We start from the raw sequence: 19,674 nt of genomic DNA, 5'->3' as shown, positions 1-19,674 counted from the left end.
GTCGAATCCATAATCGACTGGTTTTCACAGGTCGATGTTTAGCGAAAGACACCTTGGTCAGCTCCCTCTCCCTCCGGGAGAGGGCTGGGGTGAGGGGCTTTTGATCTTGCCCTCAATCCGGCTGAAACGGCGACTCACTCAAAATCACCCCGGTCTCTTCGACATACTGCTGCCAATGCCCGATCAGCGCGCTGAGCTTCTCCGGCTGACTCAACGCCAGATCATGAATCTCCCCCGGATCACTGCTCAAGTCATAAAGCTGCCAGGTCGCCGGCCCCACTGGCCCGGGAATCCACACCGCTTTCCACGATCCCTGCCGAATCGCCCTTCGCCCAAATAATTCCCAACCCGTCACCGTGTGCTCGTCGTGCACCTGCGCGGTCTCGCCCGACAAGAATCCCAGCCACGATTTGCCACGCAATGGCGCCACCGGTTTACCGTGCCACAGCTTGCCCGGATGACGCACACCGGCCAGATCGAGAATCGTCGGCGTGATGTCCATCACCGTGCCGAAGCCATGGCTGATCTGTCCTTTGATCGCCAGCTGCGGATAGTGCAGCAGCGCCGGCACGCGAATCCCGCCTTCGGTGGTAAACGCTTTGAACAGCCGTGACGGCGCGGTCGCCACCTGCGCCCAGTTCGGCCCGTACCAGACGTAAGAGTTGGCCCGGCCAATGTTGTCGAGGCTGTTGTCGTAGTGCTGGCTGAGGTACGTCACCAGTTCCGGGCCGAATTTCGGGAACGCTTCGAGCAGTGCGCCTTCGGCACCGTTATCGGACATGAACAGGATGAACGTGTTGTCGAGTTGCCCCTGCTGGCGCAGGTAATCGACGACCCGGCCAATGTTCCAGTCCATGCGCTCGACCATCGCCGCGTAGACCTCCATCGCCCGCGCGGAAATCTGCTTTTGCTCGTCGCTTAACGCGTCCCACTGTTTGGTCAACTGAATCAGTGGATGCGGCTCGACGTCTGGCTCAATCAGGCCGAGGGCTTTGAGTTTTTCCAGCCGTTCAAGGCGCAACACTTCCGGGCCGGCGTCATAGCGGCCCCGGTATTTCTCGACGATGTCAGCGGGTGCCTGCAACGGCCAGTGCGGTGCGGAGAATGGCAGGTAAGCGAAGAACGGCCGAGTTTGATCACGCTCCTTGAGGTATTGCAGCAATTTGTCGCCGAAGGCATCGGAGGAATAGAAATCCTTCGGCAATTCGTCGAGAAACTGGTCATCTTCGATGTACAGCGCCGGGGTCGATTTCAGCAGGCCCGGCGTTTGCTCATCGTAGGTCGGCTCGAAACCATAGTGGTTGGCCGCGCCCGGCAGCAGCGAAAACGAACGCTCGAAACCGCGCGCATGCGGCGCCAGTTCAGCTTTCAAACCGAGGTGCCATTTGCCGCTCATCAACGTTTGATAACCGGCCTCGCGCAGCAGCTCGGGCAAGGCGACGACGCGGTCGTTGAGGTAGCCCTCGTAACCCGGTTTGCCGATCAGATCCGGGGTCAGCGTCTCGGCCATGGTGCCGATGCCGGCGATGTGGTGGTCGGTGCCGGTGAGCAGCATCGAACGGGTTGGCGAGCAGGTCGGCGCGGTATGAAAATCGGTGAGGCGCAGGCCGTTGTTGGCCAAGGCATCGAGGTGCGGCGTGGCAATTTCGCCGCCGAACGCACCGATGTCGGAGAAGCCGAGATCGTCGGCCAGAATCACCAGAAAATTGGGACGTTGCGGCATTGCGAAACTCCTGTTCAGCAGGCAATGAACGTCAGCGGCAGATCGCGGATCTGCACCGGCACGCTCGGTTGGTAATGGTCATCACTGGTCAGTTCGTGCAGCAGTTCTTCACGCAACTGATGGAAGTCGAAACTGCTGCGCTGGCGCGGGTGCGGCAGGGCGATATCGACCACTTGCTTGATCCGCCCCGGACGCGGCTCCATCACCACCACGCGGTCGGCGAGGAAGATCGCTTCCTCGACGTCGTGAGTAACGAGAATCGTGGTGATTTTTGCGCGGGCGCGGATCGCTAACAGCTCGTCCTGCATTTGCTGGCGGGTCAGTGCATCGAGCGCGCCGAAGGGTTCGTCAAGCAGCAGAATTCTTGGGCTGGCGACGAGGCCGCGAGCAATCGCCACGCGTTGTGCCATGCCGCCGGAGAGCTGGTGCGGATAGGCGCGGGTGAAGTCGCGCAGGCCGACCAGATCGATGAAATCGTCGATGCGTTTTTGCTTTTGTGCAGCGCTCAGCGGCTCGTTGACCAGGCCGAGGCCGATGTTGTCGGCGACGGTCAGCCACGGGAATAAACGGTGTTCCTGGAAGACAATGCCGCGCTCGCCGCCGATGCCGCTGACGGCTTTGCCATCGACGGTGATCTGCCCGCGAAATTGCGTATCAAGGCCCACCAACAATCGCAGCAAGGTGGATTTGCCGCAGCCGCTGGAACCGACGATGGCGACGAATTCGCCCTCGGCGATGTCCAGGTTGAATTCGCGAATCGCCTCCAGTTCGAAACCGTCGACGTCGAAGGATTTGCCTACGTGGGTGAAGCTAACAATGGGTGCGTTCATGCGTGTCTCCAGCGGGTCGCGCGAATTTCCAGGCGTTGGCCAATAAGGTTGAGCAGAGCGCCGGTGAGGCCGACGAAGAGCATGCACGCCATGATCAGATCCATGCGCAGCAGTTGTTGCGCGCCGATCATCTGGCTGCCGATGCCGCCGTTGGACGGCATGAAATATTCGGCACCGATGGTGCCGAGCCAGGCGTAGATCAGGCTCAGGCGCAGACCGGCGAAAATCCCCGGTGCCGCGCCTGGCAGCACCAGACGACGCAGGCGTTGACCAAGGCTCAGGCGCAGCACTTGTGCGGCTTCGTTGAGTTGCGGCGAAAGGTTGGCGACGCTGCGTTGCGTGGCGATAAACAGCGGAAAAAATGCGGCGAGGGCGACGAACACCCACTTCGCCAGTTCACCCAATCCGAACCACGCGGTGAGCAGCGGCACCCAGGCGAAAATCGCGATCTGGCGCAGCGCGGCGAGTGTCGGGCCGAGCACACGTTCGCTGGTGCGTGACAAGCCCAGCAGCAAGCCGAGGGCCAAACCGAGTCCGCCGCCCAGCAACAAACCGCCGAGGGTGCGACCCAGGCTCAGGGCCATGCCGTTGATCAACGTGCCATCGAGCAGACCGTCCCACGCCGTAATCAGCACGGCCAGCGGGCTCACCAGAATATTCGGATCGACCCACTGTTGATCGTTCGCCAGTTGCCAAAGCGCGAGCAAGCCCAGCGGCAGCAGCCACGGTTGCAAACGCTGCCAGCCTTCATAGCGCGGGCCGCGACGAATTTCCGCAGTGGCCGGGTGCGGCCAGTGCACCAGTTTTTTATCCAGCAGACCGATGCCGCGATCCATCGCCACGCCGATCAAACCGATCACCACGATGCAGACAAAGACGATGTCGAGCATAAACAGCTGGCGCGCCCAGACCATGAGGTAACCGATGCCTTCGCTGGAGGCGAGCAACTCGACTGCGAGCAGCGATGTCCAGCCGGCGGCCAGCGCCAAACGCACACCGGCCATGAACGCGGGCAGGGCGGCGGGCAGCACCAATCGCCGGATCAGCAGGCGCGGTGGCAGTCGCAACACGGCAGCGGCTTCGCGCAGTTTCGGCTGAGCGTCACGCACGCCGACCAGCGTGTGCAAGGTCACCGGGACGACGATGGCTTTGATCAGCACCACCAGTTTCAACACTTCGCCGATGCCGAAAAACACCATGAACAGCGGGATCCACGCCAGCGTTGGCACCTGCGCCAGACCGGCGAAGGTCGGGAAAATCAGACGCTCCAGACGGCGGCTGAAACCCAGCGCAGCACCCAGCACTGCACCGGCGGAAATCCCTGCGAGCAAGCCCCAGAACAAGCGTTGCAGGCTGATCCACAAATGGCTCCACAGCTCACCTTGCGACAGCTCGACGGCGCTGCTCCACACCAACGATGGCGCCGGCAGGATCTGCTCGCTCATCCATTGGTTGCGCGCGGCCAGCCACCATAGAGCGAACAGACTGATGGGCAGCAGCCATGGCAACAGACGTTGGTTGATGCTGGGCCAGGAGCGTCGGCTTTTCAGCGGTGGCGCTGGCAGCGGCAAACTGAGCAGAGATTGACGGGCCATGGGTGACCTCCGTTGTCGGGTTGCATGGCAAACCACCGCTTTTGTAGGAGCAGAGCTTGCTCGCGAAGGCGTTAAATCAGTCGACTGTTGCGTTGACTGACACGGCCCCTTCGCGAGCAAGCTCGGCTCCTACAAGTTGCGTGGAGTATGCAAAAATGATCTAACAATATTCAAATCAATACTAATTGGAGATAAGCCAGACCATTTAAGGCTTCCAGCCCACACGCATCCAATGCATTCGAAGAATATTTTCGATGCTGTTAATGCATACGCCGCTGCAAGCCCCGGCGTTGTTCGCTTAGCGTTAAAAGCTATAAAAATGTGCGTTTATAGTATTTAAGCGAAGGTGTTGCTTCGGCCTACTTTCGGCTCCTTAACGCCTGTATTGATCAAGGAGCCGCACCCATGAACCTTCCTTTCAAACGTGTCATCAGTCTGTTTGCCGCCCCGGCGCTGGCGGGTTTTCTCACCCTGACGGCGCAGGCCGATGAGCTGAAGGAAATCCGCATCGCCGTGCCCGACCTGAGCGCCGGCACTCAACACAGCGGCGGCGGTGTGGTCGACGTGCTGCGTGATCAGCAAATTTTTGAAAGGGCCTTTGCCGATCAGGGCATCAAGATTCAGTGGAATTTCTTCAAGGGTGCGGGGCCAGTGATCAATGAGGCGTTTGCCAATGGTCAGGTTGATCTGGCGTATCTCGGGGATCTGGCGGCGATCATTGGCAAGTCCAACGGCCTCGATACGCGGCTGCTAAATGCCGGTGCGCGTGGGGTGAAGCAGTATCTCGGCGTGGTGCCGGGTTCCGGGATCAAGACCTTGCAGGATCTGAAGGGCAAGCGTGTGGCGATCTTCAAGGGCACCGCGACGCAGTTGTCGTTTGACGCGGCGCTGGCCAGTCAGGGCTTGAGCGAGAAGGATCTGAAGGTCATTAACCTCGACTTCACCGGCGCGACCGCTGCACTGGCGGCGAAGCAGATTGATGCGTCGTGGGGCAGTTCCGGGTTGGCGGCATTGCAAATCAAGGGCTTGGCCGAGTTGCCGTTGAACACCAAGGATTTGGGCGGGGCCGGCAGTGTGCAGTCGGTGTTGGTGGGCAGCGGCAAGTTTGTTGATGGGCATCCGGAAGCGGTGGCGAAGTTGTTAAAGGCGCAGCAGCAGGCCGTGGAGTGGCTGACGCAGGACAGCAACAAGGATGCGTACGTACAGTTGGTGTCAGGGCTGGCGAGTTATCCGCCGGTGATCCTTACTGAAGATCTGAAAGATCAGAAACTGAGCGAAGTATTCCCGTCGACGCTGGATCCGGCGTTCCTGGATAGCTTGCAGGACAAGGTCGATCTGGCGGCGCAGCAGAGACTGATTCGCAAGCCGTTCAAGGTTAATGAATGGGTGGCGCCGGAGTTGGCCGCGGCGAAGCTTTAAAAGCAAAGATCGCAGCCTGCGGCAGCTCCTACAGGGGAACCGATCGTTCCCACGCTCTGCGTGGGAACGATCCTCTTTAAACGGCGACGCGATGTTCCTCTCGATCCACCGCCACCAGCGTCTCAATCATCGCCCGCGCCGCCGGCGACAGCCGAAACCCGGTACGGCTGACAATCCCGCAGCGCGCATTCATGCTCTCCAGGTTCTGCGGCAAATTACGCCAGTGCAGCAGCACCAGCGAACCCTTGGCAATGTCCTCGACAAATGCCTCCTCCGTACCGACGCCAATCGCATTCGATTGCAGCACCACTTTCACCAGCGCCGGAAAATGCTCGGTCTCGATGGTCGGCGAAAAATCGATCCTGCCGCTGAGATTCGCCAGCAGTTTACGAATGCCCGGCGGAATCCGCGTGGTCGCCAGCGGGTAGTCGAACATGTCGTTGGTCGACAGGCTTTCCTTGGCCAACAACGGATGCCCCGGGCGGCAGAAAAACACTCCGCGCTTTGGCGTCAGTGCTTGCGTCTGAAAGTTCGGATCCGCCTCGAAATGACGAATGTCGGCGATGAAAAATTCGATCTCCTCACGGCTCAACGCGCGGCTGAGTTTTTCCCAGTTATCCACTTGAAAACAGGTGCGCACTTTCGGGTGCGCATTGATGAATTGCGCCACTGCATCCGGCACCAGTTTCACCGCCGGCGCCGGGCCGCAACCGAAGTGCACTTCGCCGGCATCGAGCTTGGTCATCTGCGTCACTTCCGCGCTGAGCATCGCCGCGCCTTGTACCAGGCTCAGGGCGTGTTGCAGCACCACCTGACCCTCGGGAGTGGGGCGTAAATCCTTGTTGCCGCGATCCACCAGCACGCAGCCGAACTCCTGCTCCAGCCCTTGAATGCTGCGGCTGAACGCCGGTTGAGTGATGCCCATCGCGTCCGCCGCACGGACAAAACTGCGGTGTTCGTTGAGGGCGATGAAGTAGCGCAACTGGCGAAGATCCATATGCTTTTCCGGCATCCTAAAAATAGCTCGAAGGCATTTGCGACGAGGGTTGCTAGAGGTTTTAAATGCAAGCTCTTATTCCGTCAACGAAGCATGTGAATATCTATTAGATGTAAATGGAATATAGATAGAGCAATGTTTCGCTGCCGCCCAACCGTAAGCAGTCGATGAGGGTCTACCCATGAGCAATGCCGCACTCGCAGTAAAACCCGCTGTCCACGCGCTGGAAATTCACCCGGTGGCCGGTCGTATCGGCGCCGAGATTCGTGGCGTGCACTTATCCGGTGAACTGGACGCCGCCACCGTTGAAGCCATTCAACAGGCACTGGTTCAGTACAAAGTCGTGTTCTTCCGCGAACAGACTCAGCTCGACGATCAGCGTCAGGAAGCCTTTGCTCATTTGCTCGGCGAACCGGTGGCGCACCCGACCGTGCCGTCCCGTGAAGGCACGCGTTATCTGCTCGAACTGGACGGCGCTGAAGGTCAGCGCGCCAACTCCTGGCACACCGACGTGACCTTCGTCGATGCTTACCCGAAAGCCTCGATCCTGCGCTCGGTGGTGGCCCCGGCATTCGGTGGCGACACCCTGTGGGCCAACACCGCGACGGCGTACAACGGCTTGCCGACCGAACTGCGTGAACTGGCCGATAAACTGGTCGCCGTGCACAGCAACGAGTACGACTACGCCAGTGCGAAACCGGACGTGTCGGCAGAGAAGCTGGAGCGCTATCGCAAGGTTTTCACATCGACTGTTTACGAGACTGAGCACCCGGTGGTGCGCGTGCACCCGATCAGCGGCGAGAAGAGCTTGTTGTTGGGGCATTTCGTTAAACGCATCAAAGGTTACTCGCAGGCCGATTCGGCGCATTTGTTTGGGCTTTTGCAGAGCCATGTGATCCGTCAGGAAAACACTGTGCGCTGGCGCTGGAAGGCGGGTGATGTGGCGATCTGGGATAACCGTTCGACGCAGCATTATGCGATTGATGATTACGGGACTCAGGATCGGGTGGTGCGTCGGGTGACGTTGAAGGGTGAGGTGCCGGTGGGGGCGAATGGGCAGCGTAGCCAGACCATCAAAGGCGCGGACATCGTCGGAGTCTGATCGAGCTCGATACCTGTAGGAGCTGTCGAGTGAAACGAGGCTGCGATCTTTTGATTTGAAGATCAGGATCAAAAGATCGCAGCGTGCCGCAGCTCCTACCGGAATCACCAAACCCCGATCTGAACGACTTTCTCGGATTCCGGCTCACCATACCGGAACCGCTGCCCACGCCCATCAATCTCCTGATGACTGATCGTCGTCCTCCGCTTCAACCCCCGCACCCACTCAAACAGATACCCCGCATGCTCCTCGCGCACCGCCGCGAATTCCGGATCCTCGCCCAAATCACGCAGCTCCTGCGGATCATTCAGCAAATCAAACAACTGCGGCCGAAAGCCGTCGTACGCCAGGTATTTCCAGCGCTCGCTGCGCACCATGGTCATGCGGCAACGGTCGATCGGCTGGCCCAGACGCTCACGTGCCGGCGCCTGAAACGCGTAGTCGTATTCGCTGATCGCATAGCGGCGCCAGTCCGGATTCTCTCCGTGCAGAAGCGGGATCAACGAACGCCCTTCAAGTCGATGCTCCGCCGCCGGCAATCCCAGCGCTTGAAGAAACGTCGGCAACGCATCAATGGTTTCTGCCAGCCGATCATCCACCGTGCCGCGCGTGACATCCGCCGCCGCCCGAGGGTCGCGCACGATCAATGGCACGCCCACCGCCTGCTCCAGCAAAAACTCCTTCTCGCCTAGCCAGTGATCGCCCAGAAAGTCGCCGTGATCGCTGGTGAACACGATCAACGTGTCATCCCAACGGCCATTGCTCTGCAGAAAATCGAACAGACGCCCAAGTTGATCATCGACTTGCTTGACCAGGCCCATGTACGTGGGGATTACAGTCAATCGTACTGAATCGCGGGAGAAGTTGAGGCTTTCCTCATGCTGGCGAAAGGCAGTGTATACGGGGTGTTTGCTGGCTTCGGAGGGCGTCGCGCGGATCGGTTCGAGAATCGATTTCGTACTGTACAAGGCGTGGTACGGTGCTGGTACGATATACGGCCAGTGCGGTTTGATATAAGAAAGGTGTAAACACCACGATTTCTCGCCTTGCTCGGTGATGAAGTCGATGGCTCGATTTGTAGTGTAGACAGTCTCTGAGTGTTGCTCGGGAATTCGTGCTGGCAATTTCGAATGACGCATTTGCCAGCCGCTGAGGATTTCGCCGTTGTCGCCTTCGGCGGCGTTGGCCCAGTCGTGCCAAGGGTTGCGGCCCTCGAAACCGTGCTCGCGCAGGTAATGGGTGTAGGGCGCAGATTCGCGTTTGTCATCGAACAGCGGATCGTCGGGATAGATTCCGTCGTGGCGCATGTACGGTTCGAAACCGACCTCGTTGAGGATCTCGGCTTGCTCGCTCTCGGGGTTGATCGCCAGACGTTGCAAGGCATCCACGTTCGCCGTTGCGTGAGTCTTGCCAACCAGTGCAGTGCGGATGCCGTGCGGGCGCAGGTAATCGCCGATCGTCAGTTCTTCCAGCGGCAGCGGCACGGCGTTCCAGGCGACTTGATGACTGCTGACGTAACGCCCGGTGTAGGCCGACATCCGCGATGGGCCGCAGATCGTGCCTTGGGTGTAGGCGCGGCTGAAACGTACGCCGGCGGCGGCGAGGCGATCGATGTTCGGCGTGTGCAAATGTGGGTGGCCGTAGCAGGACAGGTAATCGCGGCGCAGTTGATCGCACATGATGTACAGCACGTTGCGTACGGGGTTTGGCGGGGTGGGCATGGGGTTCACCGGTCAGTGGGACAGGCGAGGGTTTTCGCTTTCGGTGGGGGTGTTCGGCAAGTGCATTTGGGGAATGGGTTTTATGCAGGGAGTGCATCGGTGCCAGTACTGGCGCTATCGCGAGCAGGCTCACTCCTACAGGGGAATGCATTTCAAATGTAGGAGTGAGCCTGCTCGCGATAGCGGTCGATCAGACGGCAAGTCTATCCAGCGAACACACCTCCTCATCCACCGCATCAATCACCTTGATCTGCTCAATCATCGCCTCCGCCAACGGCGACAACCGATACCCCGCGCGGCTGACTATCCCATAGCGCGTATACAGCTCCTCCAGATCATCCGCCAAACCCTCAACCCGCAAACACACCAGCTCACCCTTGGCCTGATGCAGGGCATCCGAATACGCGCCGACAATCCCGATCGCCTCCGAACGCAATACCACACTCAACAAACTCGAGCTGTTTTCGCACTCCACATTCGGGATGAAATCCGGGCGGCCGCTGAGGTCGACAATCACCTTGCGCAGGTTCGGCGGGCGGATGCTCACCGCCAGCGGATAACTCATCAATTGCTCGGCGCTAACTCGATCAAATGCCGCCAACGGATGCCCCGCGCGGCAGCAGAAATGCCATTTACGCGGGCGCAACCGATGCGTCAGATAATCCGGATCCGCCTCGAAATGCCGAGTGTCCGCAACGAAGAATTCAAACTCTTCGCTCAATAAACGTTTGCTCAAACTCTGCCAATCATCGACCTGAAACTGCACCCGCGCTTTCGGGTAGCGACCGATGAAGCTGCCAATTGCGCGCGGGATCAAACCTGCTGCTGGCGCCGGCCCGCAACCGAAGCGCAATTCCCCTGCCTCCAGCCCATTGAACTGGCTGATCTCGTTGGCCATTTGCTGCGCACCACTGACCAGCCGCCGCGCGTGTTCGAGCAGCACCTGGCCCTGTTTGGTCGGCGGTAATTCCTTGCGCCCGCGATCGACCAACTGGCAGCCGACGCTGTGCTCCAGCGCCTGAATGCTACGGCTGAATGCCGACTGCGACAGGTTCACCGCCTGCGCGCCGGCGACGAAGCTGCGTTGTTCAGCCAAGGCGATGAAGTGACGAAGTTGTCGCAAGTCGATATGCATTTTTCACATAAAAAATATCCGGGAAATGCATTGGATATGCATTAGGTCGACTCCTTATAAAGGCAATCTCTTATGCAGTAAATATTTGTAAATCCATAAATAAATAACTTAAAAGAATATGCAGCGCTGAAGATGTCTGTGTGTTTTTTGACCAGGAGCCGCGCCATGAGTCCGTTGAACCTAGCGTCACCCTTAACACCACGACGGCTCAAACGCCTGCCTCTGGCCTTGTTGCTGGCAGGGAGCGCCAGTTGGACTCACAGCTACGCCGCCGAAACGGAAACCCCGACGCCGGTACCCGCAGGCAAACCGGCGGCCAACAGTTCGCAGCTGGAAACCGTGACCGTGACCACTCGCCGCCGCGAAGAAAGTTCGCAGGATGTACCGACGCCAATGAGCGTGGTCAGCGGCCAGAATCTGGAGACGCAACGGGTTTACCGGATTCAGGATTTGCAGCAATTGGTGCCGAGCGTCAACGTCGCCTACATGCATGCGCGGCAGTCCAGCGTGTCGATCCGAGGCCTGGGCAACAACCCGGCGAGCGATGGTCTGGAAGGCAGCGTCGGGCTGTACATCGACAACGTTTATCTTGGCCGTCCAGGCATGGCGGTGTTCGATTTGATGGACATCGAACAGCTCGAAGTTTTGCGTGGGCCGCAGGGTACGCTGTTCGGCAAAAACACCACCGCCGGGGTGATCAACATCAGCACCCGCGCGCCGACCTTCACGCCTGAGCGCAGCATCGAAACCTCGGTCGGCGAAGACGGTTATTTCCAAACCAAAGGCACGATTTCCGGGCCGCTCAACGATGAGCTGGCCGGACGTTTTTCGGCGTATCGCACACGCAGTGACGGCGACATCAAGAACGAATACAACGGCCATGATTTGAACGGCGGCTCGCGCGATGGCTTCCGCGCCCAGTTGCTGTTCAAGCCGAATGAAGACTTCAATCTGCGCTGGATCGGCGACTACAACGAAGAGGATTCCAGTGCCGGCACCCGCGTGCTGTACGACACCGGCCCGACCATCAACGGCGTCAATCTTTACTCGGCGCGGGCAGCGGCGGCCGGTGCAACGCTGGTTAATGGCTCGCACCGCAAGGTCAATCTGGACAGCGATCAACACGTCACCGTGCATCAGGGCGGCACCTCGGTTGAAGCCAATTGGGCACTGCCGAGCGATTTCACCCTGACCTCGATCAGCTCGTATCGCTTCTGGAATTTCACCCCGAAAAATGACGATGGTCTCAACGTCGCGTCGACTTACAACGCTGGTGTTTCGGTAGAAGACAAACAGTACTCACAGGAATTTCGCTTGGCGTCGCCCAAGGGCGAGTTCTTCGATTACGTCGTCGGCGCCTACTACTTCGGCAACGATCTGGACAACAAATCCTTCGCCTATTACGGCCCGCAAGCGGACATCTGGAACGGCACGCCGGCCGGTGCGCTGGCCAACATTGGCAGCGTCGGCAACGGTCATATCAAGACCGACAGTTTTGCGCTGTTTGCCCAAGGCACCTGGCATCTGACCGAGCGCCTGGATTTCACCGCTGGTGTGCGCGGCACTTACGAAGAGAAGAACGCCTGGGTCACTCGCGACGCGCCGGTCGGTGGCGCGGCGGTGACGGGTGCAGCGGCAACGGCGCGGCGCGGTCGTGCCGGCGCCTACGATTCCGGCGATTTGAATCAGTACAGTTCCAGCCCGTCCGGTTTGCTCAACCTCAGCTATCGCATCACTGACGATGTGCTCGGTTACGCGACGGTGTCTCACGGCGAAAAATCCGGTGGCGTTAACCTCTCAGTCGGCTCTGCACCCGCCGCCGGCGCCGACTCGCTGTTGGTCGGCACCGAACGCGCAAACAACGCCGAGCTCGGTTTCAAAAGTACGCTGTGGGATCGTCGTTTGCAGCTCAACGCCAACGTCTTCTGGACGCAGGTCAACGCCTATCAGACCAACGCTTACGACGACGTCAACCGCGTGCAATACCTGACCAACGCTGGTTCCGTGCGCTCGCGCGGCGTCGAGTTTGAAAGCACGGTAATCCCGCTGCGTGGCCTGACCCTGAACTTCAACGGCTCCTTCAACGACGTCAGCTACCTCTCCTACAAAGACGCGCCGTGCCCGCCGGAAATCAGCCAGGCGCCGGGTGCCCCGGCGTCTTGCGACCTCAGCGGTCACCAAGTGGTCGGCGCTTCGAAATGGATCGGCAACGCCAACGGCGAATACAAATGGAATCTCGATAACGGCTTCGAACCGTACGTCACCGGCAGCTACGCCTTCCGCTCGAAAGCAGTGGGCACGGTCGAGGATTCCGACTACGGGCAAATCCCGAGTTACGCGGTGGTCAACCTCTCCACCGGCCTGCGCGGCGACTTCAACCAAGGGCAGTGGGACATCTCGCTGTGGCTGAAAAACGCTTTCGACAAAACCTACTACACGACCCTGTGGACGGGCGGCAACGGCGGCTATGAAGGCCTGCTCGGCACACCGCGCACCCTCGGCGTCACCGGTCGCTACGACTTCTGATAAGTCATTCAAGGAGCTGCATCATGTTGCGCATCAAAACGGCTTTTCCGCTGTTGTTGTCCGGCGCGGTGTTTAGCGCTGGCGCCTTCGCCGCGCCGAGCGTTTACCCGACCGGCGTCACCCGTTACGACCCGGACAAAGCCTTCAATCAGTACGTGATTTTCAGCGGCGCCGACAAGCAGACGCACCTGATCGACATGAACGGCAACGAGGTCAAGAACTGGCCTCAGGCAGGTTTCCCCTCAGCGATCATCGACCCGAAACTGGTCGGCGGCGAGCGCGGGCATGTCCTGCTGCAACTGAGTGACAAGGATCCCGGCAAACTCGGTTCAGCCGGCAATGGCCTGGGCAATCAGAGCGTCGGCGAACTGGACTGGAATGGCAAAGTCGTCTGGCAGTGGGGCGACAAGGCGCCCGGTGGCGCGGCGCAGCAGCATCACGATCAGCGCCGGTTGAGCAACGGCAACACCGTGGTGCTGGCGAACAAAGTGCACGCGATCAAAGGCTTCAAAGTCCCCGAGGTGATCGACGATGCGATCTATGAAGTCAGCCCCGACGGTGCGGTGAAATGGCAGTGGCTGGCGTCGGAGCACCTCAACGAATTCGGCTTCACCCCAGAGCAATTGAAACTGGTGCGCGGCAGCGAGGATGCGGATTACCTGCACATCAATAACCTCAGCGTAGTCGGGCCGAACAAGTGGTTCGATGCCGGTGACAAGCGTTTCAATCCGGACAATCTGCTGTTCGATTCGCGCAACGCCAACTTCATCGCGATCATCGAAAAAAGCAGCGGCAAAGTGGTCTGGCGTCTGGGGCCGAACCTGCCCTTGGCCAGCCCGAAAACCGCGCGGACGCTGCCTCGTCCGGTCGATCAATTTGTCGGTCAGCATGACGCCCACATCATTCCGGCCGGGCTACCGGGCGCGGGCAATGTGCTGGTGTTCGATAACCAGGGTTCGGCGGGTTATCCGAACGTCACCCTCGGGCTGATTTCCGGCTCGCGAGTGTTGGAAATTGATCCGGTAAAAAACGAAATCGTCTGGCAGTACAGCGCCGCCAATTCGAAGCAACCGGGGTGGGCGTTTTACAGCTCCTTCATCAGCAGTGCGCGGCGTTTGCCCAACGGCAATACGTTGATCGACGAAGGCATGAACGGACGGTTTTTCCAGGTCACGGCCAGCGGCGAAAACGTCTGGGAATACGTCAGCCCGTACCTGGGCAAAGCCCCGGGCAGCGATGCCGTCAGCAACTGGGTGTATCGCGCGTTACCTGTGAATTATGACTGGGTGCCGCAGGGTACGCCGCGCTCCGAAACCGCTGTGATTGCACCGGTGGTGGGCGTGCAGCAGACCAACGCCAGTCGCTAGTCGAGGCGCGCATCGGGTCTTTGTTGATGCGTTGCGCGAATACTTTCAATGCCTGAAAAGCATGCTGTTTTCACCACATGGCTCCAGCCCTTATGGGCCGTGGCTTTGGTGAAAGTGATCAGCTCGTATATTCCATAAAAGCCTATGGATAACGTTAAAGATTACTTTCGGAGATAAGCGTCTAAGCCAATGATTCACCCATCGATCGCGGTGGGGGCTTCAACAAACGGCGAATCGACGGCTTGGTAAAGAGAACGCAAAAAAGACCGCAGGGAGTGAATCAATGGGCAATGTCCAGACCGCCGCCAGCGCAGAGGAATTGCTGTGGCGTCAGACGCCGAGTGGTGAACTGGTCGATCTCGGCCGGCCGCACCGTGTGCCGTTGGGGCAGCAAAGTTTGCAGCGTGCCCCCAAAGGCATCTTGAGTCGGCGCGAGGCAATCCTGCTGGGTGTGTTGGCGCTGTTGGCGCATGGCGCGGTGATCTACTGGATCAACCAGCAGCCGACGCCAACGCTGCCAATCGTGCCGCCAGAAATTCCACCAATGACCATCGAGTTTTCGCGCCCGGCTCCGCCAGCGCCACCGGTTGTCGAGCCGCCACCTCCAGCGCCTGTGGTCGAACCACCGCCGCCGGTTGAGGACGAGCTTGCCGTAAAACCACCGCCGCCGAAGCCGATTCCAAAGCCGAAACCGGTGGTTAAACAGCCACCGAAACCGGCGCCGAAAGCCGTCGAGCAACCACCGGCGCCGCCAAAACCGGCCGCTCCAGTCGCTGCGCCAGCGCCACCTGCACCACCGGCGCCGGCTCCGGTAACCCCGGCCTCGGCCAACGCCGCGTACTTGAAAAACCCGGCGCCGGAATACCCGTCGCTGGCTCAGCGTCGCGGTTGGGAAGGCACCGTGTTGCTGCGTGTGCATGTGTTGGCCAGCGGCAAACCGGGTGAGATCCAGATTGCAAAAAGCAGTGGTCGGCAGCAGCTCGACGATGCGGCGTTAAGCGCCGTGAAACGTTGGAGTTTCGTCCCGGCCAAGCAGGGTGATGTCGCCCAGGACGGCTGGGTCAGCGTGCCCATCGATTTCAAGATTCATTAAACCGAAACCAAATTCGCGCGAAACGTTTACACGAGGAATACATCATGACGTTACTGGCATCTCCACTGGAATCCATCGAAAGCGCGGTGATCTGGCTGCTGGTGGTTTTTTCCGTCGCCACCTGGGGCCTGGCATTGCTCAAGGCTGTGCAGTTCGGGCGTCTGAAGGCGCAGGATCGCCGTTTTCATAAACGCTTCTGGGCGGCGTCGAGTCTGGATTCCGCCGCCGAATTGAGCGAGACCCAACCCGGTGCTGCAGCGCGAGTAGCGCAGGCTGGTTACGCAGCGATTCAAGTGGGTGAGGCGCCACAGGCCACGGATTTGAGCCAGGCGATCAACCATCAGGATCGACTGGAGCGCGCCTTGCGCCAGCAGATCGTCCGCGAACGCCGTTCGCTGGAAACCGGCTTGGCGGTGGTCGCGAGTATTGGCAGTACGTCGCCGTTCATTGGTTTGTTCGGCACGGTGTGGGGAATCATGGAAGCGTTGAAAGGCATCAGCGCGGCCGGCTCGGCGAGCCTGGAAACGGTGGCCGGCCCGATCGGTGCGGCACTGGTCGCCACAGGTGTGGGGATTGCCGTCGCGGTACCGGCGGTGCTGGTTTACAACTACTTTTTGCGTCGTCTGAAACTGACGGCGGCGGATCTCGATGACTTCGCCCACGACTTCTACAGCCTGGCGCAAAAGAGCTCGTTCCGCGTATTGATCCACCCGACGGCGCACAAGGTTGCAGCGCAGGGCAACGCGGCAAAAGTGAAGGAGGCGTCCTGATATGGCCTTCTCCACGCAAGACAGTGATGAGGTGCTCAGCGAGATCAACGTGACCCCGCTGGTGGACGTGATGCTGGTGCTGCTGGTGGTGTTTATCGTCACCGCGCCGCTGCTGACCAACGCGATACCGATCAACCTGCCGAAGACTGAGGCGGTAGCGCCGGTCGAGCAGAAGGATCCGCTGGTGGTGAGCATCGACGGTGCCGGCAAACTGTTTATCAACAAGGATGAGATTCAGCCGGACTTGCTGGAATTCAACCTGAAGTCGGCCAAGGCCAAGGATCCGGAAGTGCGCGTGCAATTGCAGGCGGATGACGGAGTGAATTACGGCGAAGTGGCGCGAGCGATGGCTTCGATTGAGCGGGCAGGGATTACCAAGTTGTCGGTGATCACGGCGCGGTAACAGGATTTACGTTTTTCCGGGGCCGTCTCCTTGGCAGGGTGCGGCCCTTTTTTTATTTCTCGACCACCTACCCTGTAGGAGCTGCCGAAGGCTGCGATCTTTTGATTTTGATTTTAAAGCAAGATCAAAAGATCGCAGCCTTCGGCAGCTCCTACAGGATATTTGTCATATTCGTTTCAGGTCTTAATAAATAGCTTCTTATTCCTTAACGAATATAAATCCCCTCCCTATACTCCTTCAGGAACAGACACGCAGGAGAGCTCCCCATGCGCAACGAATCAATTCGCTATCTGATTGTGCCGGGCTGGCAAGGATCGCCGGAAGATCATTGGCAAAGCCACTGGCAGAACAGCCTGCCGAACAGCGCGCGGGTCGAGCAGGCCGATTGGCTGACGCCGCGTCGTGAAGACTGGGTCGCCGCGCTGGCCGAGGCGATTGCCGCTGACAGCACGCCCGTCATCCTCATCGCCCACAGCCTCGGCTGCGTCACCGTTGCCCATTGGGCGGCCACTGCGCCCGTGCAATACCTGCGTCAGGTGCGCGGCGCCTTGTTGGTCGCGCCGGCGGATGTCGAACGTCCGGCCTGCGTACCCGCGCTGCGCAATTTCGCACCGATTCCGACGGATCTGCTGCCGTTTCCAAGCCAGGTGGTCAGCTCCGACAACGATGCGGCCGTGAGTGCGCCGCGTGCCATGGAACTGGCGCGCAACTGGGGCGCCGAGGCGGGGATTCTCGCCGGCGCCGGGCACATCAACGTCAAGTCCGGGCATCAGCGTTGGGAGCAGGGTTTTGCGTATCTCTATCGCCTGCAAAACCGTATGGAACACCACGCTCGCCGTCGCGCCTGATTTGTTTTTTCTTTGATCGCCCCCGTCTCCCGGCGGTTTTGGGCGGGAGTCTGCCATGAGTTTCGACACTTTCGGTCAGCCGTTGCTGACCTTTCCCGATGCAGAAAAAAGCCCCCTGAGCATCCGCGCCAAAGCGCTGGTGTTCGTCGATCCGCGCTCACGCCAGTTGCGCGAAGAGCTGGAGCAATTGGCCCCGCGCTCGATCTCGGTATTGATCCGTGGCGAGACCGGCACCGGTAAAGAATTGCTCGCTCGCCATATCCATCGCGCCAGTGATCGCAGCGGTTTATTCGTCTCGGTCAATTGCGGCGCGATCAGCCCGACCTACGCCGATGCCGAGTTATTCGGCTATGCCGCCGGCACATTCAGCGGTTCGGCCAGCAGTCGTGCGGGGTGGTTCGGTTCGGCCAATGGCGGGACGTTGTACCTGGATGAAATTGGCGATCTGCCGCTGCCGATTCAGATCAAATTGCTCGCCGCATTGGAAAACCACGAGGTCACTCGCGTCGGTGCGCATCAACCGAGCCCGGTGGACGTGCGCCTGGTCGCGGCCACCAGCATCGATCTGGCTCAAGCAGTGGACGCCGGAAAATTCCACGAGCGGCTCTATCACTATCTCAGCGAAGGGCATCTCGAGTTGCCGGCGTTGCGCGCGCGGATCGGCGACATCCTCTCGCTGGCCGAGTACTTCCTCGGCATCTACAGCCAGCGCCTCGACCTGCCGGTGCCACTGATCAGCGAAGCGGCGCAGCACGTGCTCGAACAACACAGCTGGCCGGGCAACACCCGCGAACTGGAAAACGTCATTCATTTTGCGTTGCTGGTGAGCACGGGCGACGAAATTCTGCCGGAGCACCTCAATCTACCGCCGCTCTTGACCCAGATCGAATCCCAGATCAACCAGATCATCGCCACCGGCTCCACGGCTGACCAAGCCGCCCTCAAAAAACTTCTGAAAAACACCGGCCTCCTGTAGGAGCTGGCGAAGCCTGCGATCCTTTGATCTTGCTTTTCAACGTTTTAACTTATTGAAAATCAAAAGATCGCAGCCTTCGGCAGCTCCTACACGTCTAAACCGCGTGTATGAACAAAATGGAATATCAACGTGAATAAACGTTATTGTCCGGGAATATAAAATCCCGGTATTGTCCGACCCACGCCAGCGATATCACTTCACTGGCACTCGTATTAGATGCCGTCGTCGATGACGACCGATTTTCGATAAGGACACTGCATGAAAAAGGTTCTGTTGTTTACCGCATTGGCGGCTGCTCTGACGGCTTCCCTGGCCAACGCTGGCGAGAAGCTGGTGGTTGCCGCAACGCCGGTGCCGCACGCTGAAATTCTTGAGCTGATCAAACCGACCCTGGCCAAAGAAGGCGTGGATCTGGAAATCAAAGTCTTCACCGACTACGTTCAGCCGAACGTGCAAGTGGGCGAGAAGCGTCTGGACGCCAACTACTTCCAGACCCTGCCGTACCTGAACAGCTTCAACCAGGGCAAATACAAGGACGACAAATCCAAGTACCTGGTGACCGTGCAGGGCGTGCACGTTGAACCGTTCGGTGGTTACTCGAGCAAGTACAAAACCCTGGCTGAACTGCCAGACGGCGCGACCATCGCCATCCCGAACGAAGGCAGCAACAGCGGCCGTGCACTGATCCTGCTGCAGAAGGCTGGCCTGATTGAGCTGAAAGACCCGAAAAACGCTCTGGCAACGCCGAAAGACATCGCCAAGAACCCGCACAACTTCAAGTTCAAGGAACTGGAATCGGCCCTGCTGCCACGCGTTCTGAAGGAAGTTGATCTGGACATGATCAACACCAACTACGCGCTGGAAGCCAAGTTGAACCCGACCAAGGACGCCCTGGTAATCGAAGGCGCTGACTCGCCGTACGTGAACTTCCTGGTGGCCCGTGAGGACAACAAGAACAGCGACGCGATCCAGAAACTGGCCAAAGCCTTGACCAGCCCGGAAGTGAAAGCGTTCATCGAGAAGAAGTACAACGGCGCGGTACTGCCGGCGTTCTGATCTGACGCTTGAACCACCCCCTTCAAGGTGTGAAAACGCCGATGGCCAGTGATGGGCATCGGCGTTTTTGTGTGTGCAAAATCAGCAGCCAGAAGCAAAAGATCGCAGCCTTC

Annotated in this window: 16 protein-coding genes; 10 read left to right on the top strand and 6 right to left on the bottom strand. The window is 59.3% G+C overall.

Annotated features, from left to right (window positions below; all coding sequences use genetic code 11):
- Positions 1 to 112: 112 nt before the first annotated feature.
- Genes KFS80_RS25525 through KFS80_RS25515 form a run of 3 tightly spaced genes read right to left on the bottom strand, consistent with a single transcriptional unit; the run spans position 113 to position 4,148 of the window.
- Positions 113 to 1,723 (bottom strand): arylsulfatase, encoded by a 1,611-nt coding sequence (locus tag KFS80_RS25525; protein ID WP_212546323.1) that lies wholly within the window; start codon positions 1,721 to 1,723, stop codon positions 113 to 115.
- A 14-nt stretch (positions 1,724 to 1,737) separates the two neighbouring features.
- Positions 1,738 to 2,553, bottom strand: a complete 816-nt coding sequence (locus KFS80_RS25520) for an ABC transporter ATP-binding protein (protein ID WP_212546322.1) — start codon at positions 2,551 to 2,553, stop codon at positions 1,738 to 1,740.
- Complete coding sequence (locus KFS80_RS25515) at positions 2,550 to 4,148, bottom strand: ABC transporter permease (RefSeq protein ID WP_212546321.1); 1,599 nt, start codon at positions 4,146 to 4,148, stop codon at positions 2,550 to 2,552. The genes KFS80_RS25520 and KFS80_RS25515 overlap by 4 nt, the downstream gene beginning before the upstream one ends.
- A gap of 405 nt (positions 4,149 to 4,553) precedes the next feature.
- On the opposite strand from KFS80_RS25515, the gene KFS80_RS25510 reads away from it, so the two are divergent.
- Positions 4,554 to 5,567 carry an ABC transporter substrate-binding protein gene (locus KFS80_RS25510; RefSeq protein ID WP_212546320.1) on the top strand — a complete coding sequence of 338 codons (1,014 nt, stop codon included), beginning with the start codon at positions 4,554 to 4,556 and terminating at the stop codon, positions 5,565 to 5,567.
- Positions 5,568 to 5,643: 76 nt separating this feature from the next.
- Here the strand turns inward: KFS80_RS25510 and KFS80_RS25505 are convergent, their stop codons facing one another.
- Positions 5,644 to 6,564, bottom strand: coding sequence for a LysR family transcriptional regulator (locus KFS80_RS25505; protein ID WP_053116485.1), 921 nt, complete (start codon positions 6,562 to 6,564; stop codon positions 5,644 to 5,646).
- Positions 6,565 to 6,745: 181 nt separating this feature from the next.
- Here KFS80_RS25505 and KFS80_RS25500 point away from each other — a divergent pair, with 181 nt between their 5' ends.
- Complete coding sequence (locus KFS80_RS25500) at positions 6,746 to 7,666, top strand: TauD/TfdA dioxygenase family protein (protein WP_053116486.1); 921 nt, start codon at positions 6,746 to 6,748, stop codon at positions 7,664 to 7,666.
- Between the two features lie 104 nt (positions 7,667 to 7,770).
- Here the strand turns inward: KFS80_RS25500 and KFS80_RS25495 are convergent, their stop codons facing one another.
- The gene (locus KFS80_RS25495; RefSeq protein ID WP_212546319.1) at positions 7,771 to 9,387 is read right to left on the bottom strand and encodes an alkaline phosphatase family protein; all 1,617 of its coding nucleotides are present in this window, start codon (positions 9,385 to 9,387) and stop codon (positions 7,771 to 7,773) included.
- 190 nt (positions 9,388 to 9,577) lie between these two features.
- Positions 9,578 to 10,522: a LysR family transcriptional regulator gene (locus KFS80_RS25490; RefSeq protein WP_212546318.1), complete on the bottom strand. Its 945-nt coding sequence runs from the start codon at positions 10,520 to 10,522 to the stop codon at positions 9,578 to 9,580.
- A 165-nt stretch (positions 10,523 to 10,687) separates the two neighbouring features.
- Between KFS80_RS25490 and KFS80_RS25485 the strand changes: the two genes are divergently transcribed.
- The 8 genes from KFS80_RS25485 (at position 10,688) to KFS80_RS25450 (ending at position 19,561) form a co-directional block, all read left to right on the top strand.
- The gene (locus KFS80_RS25485) at positions 10,688 to 13,048 is read left to right on the top strand and encodes a TonB-dependent receptor (RefSeq protein WP_212546317.1); all 2,361 of its coding nucleotides are present in this window, start codon (positions 10,688 to 10,690) and stop codon (positions 13,046 to 13,048) included.
- A gap of 23 nt (positions 13,049 to 13,071) precedes the next feature.
- Positions 13,072 to 14,415, top strand: a complete 1,344-nt coding sequence (locus KFS80_RS25480; protein ID WP_212546316.1) for an aryl-sulfate sulfotransferase — start codon at positions 13,072 to 13,074, stop codon at positions 14,413 to 14,415.
- 283 nt (positions 14,416 to 14,698) lie between these two features.
- Positions 14,699 to 15,508 (top strand): energy transducer TonB, encoded by an 810-nt coding sequence (locus KFS80_RS25475; RefSeq protein ID WP_212546315.1) that lies wholly within the window; start codon positions 14,699 to 14,701, stop codon positions 15,506 to 15,508.
- Positions 15,509 to 15,552: 44 nt separating this feature from the next.
- A complete protein-coding gene (locus KFS80_RS25470) occupies positions 15,553 to 16,278 on the top strand; it encodes a MotA/TolQ/ExbB proton channel family protein (RefSeq protein WP_053116492.1) in 726 nt (241 codons plus the stop codon).
- 1 nt (position 16,279) lies between these two features.
- The gene (locus KFS80_RS25465) at positions 16,280 to 16,681 is read left to right on the top strand and encodes an ExbD/TolR family protein (protein ID WP_003220570.1); all 402 of its coding nucleotides are present in this window, start codon (positions 16,280 to 16,282) and stop codon (positions 16,679 to 16,681) included.
- A gap of 266 nt (positions 16,682 to 16,947) precedes the next feature.
- Positions 16,948 to 17,529, top strand: a complete 582-nt coding sequence (locus KFS80_RS25460) for an alpha/beta hydrolase (RefSeq protein WP_212546314.1) — start codon at positions 16,948 to 16,950, stop codon at positions 17,527 to 17,529.
- A gap of 55 nt (positions 17,530 to 17,584) precedes the next feature.
- Positions 17,585 to 18,505: a sigma 54-interacting transcriptional regulator gene (locus tag KFS80_RS25455; protein ID WP_159811975.1), complete on the top strand. Its 921-nt coding sequence runs from the start codon at positions 17,585 to 17,587 to the stop codon at positions 18,503 to 18,505.
- Between the two features lie 258 nt (positions 18,506 to 18,763).
- On the top strand, positions 18,764 to 19,561 hold the full coding sequence (locus tag KFS80_RS25450; RefSeq protein WP_016985636.1) for a MetQ/NlpA family ABC transporter substrate-binding protein: 798 nt from the start codon (positions 18,764 to 18,766) through the stop codon (positions 19,559 to 19,561).
- Positions 19,562 to 19,674 lie beyond the last annotated feature (113 nt).

Origin of the sequence: Pseudomonas rustica, from assembly GCF_018336155.1 — a bacterium.
Taxonomy (GTDB): domain Bacteria; phylum Pseudomonadota; class Gammaproteobacteria; order Pseudomonadales; family Pseudomonadaceae; genus Aquipseudomonas; species Aquipseudomonas rustica.
Note: the sequence above shows the minus strand (reverse complement) of the source record. Positions and strands in the feature narration are given on the sequence as shown.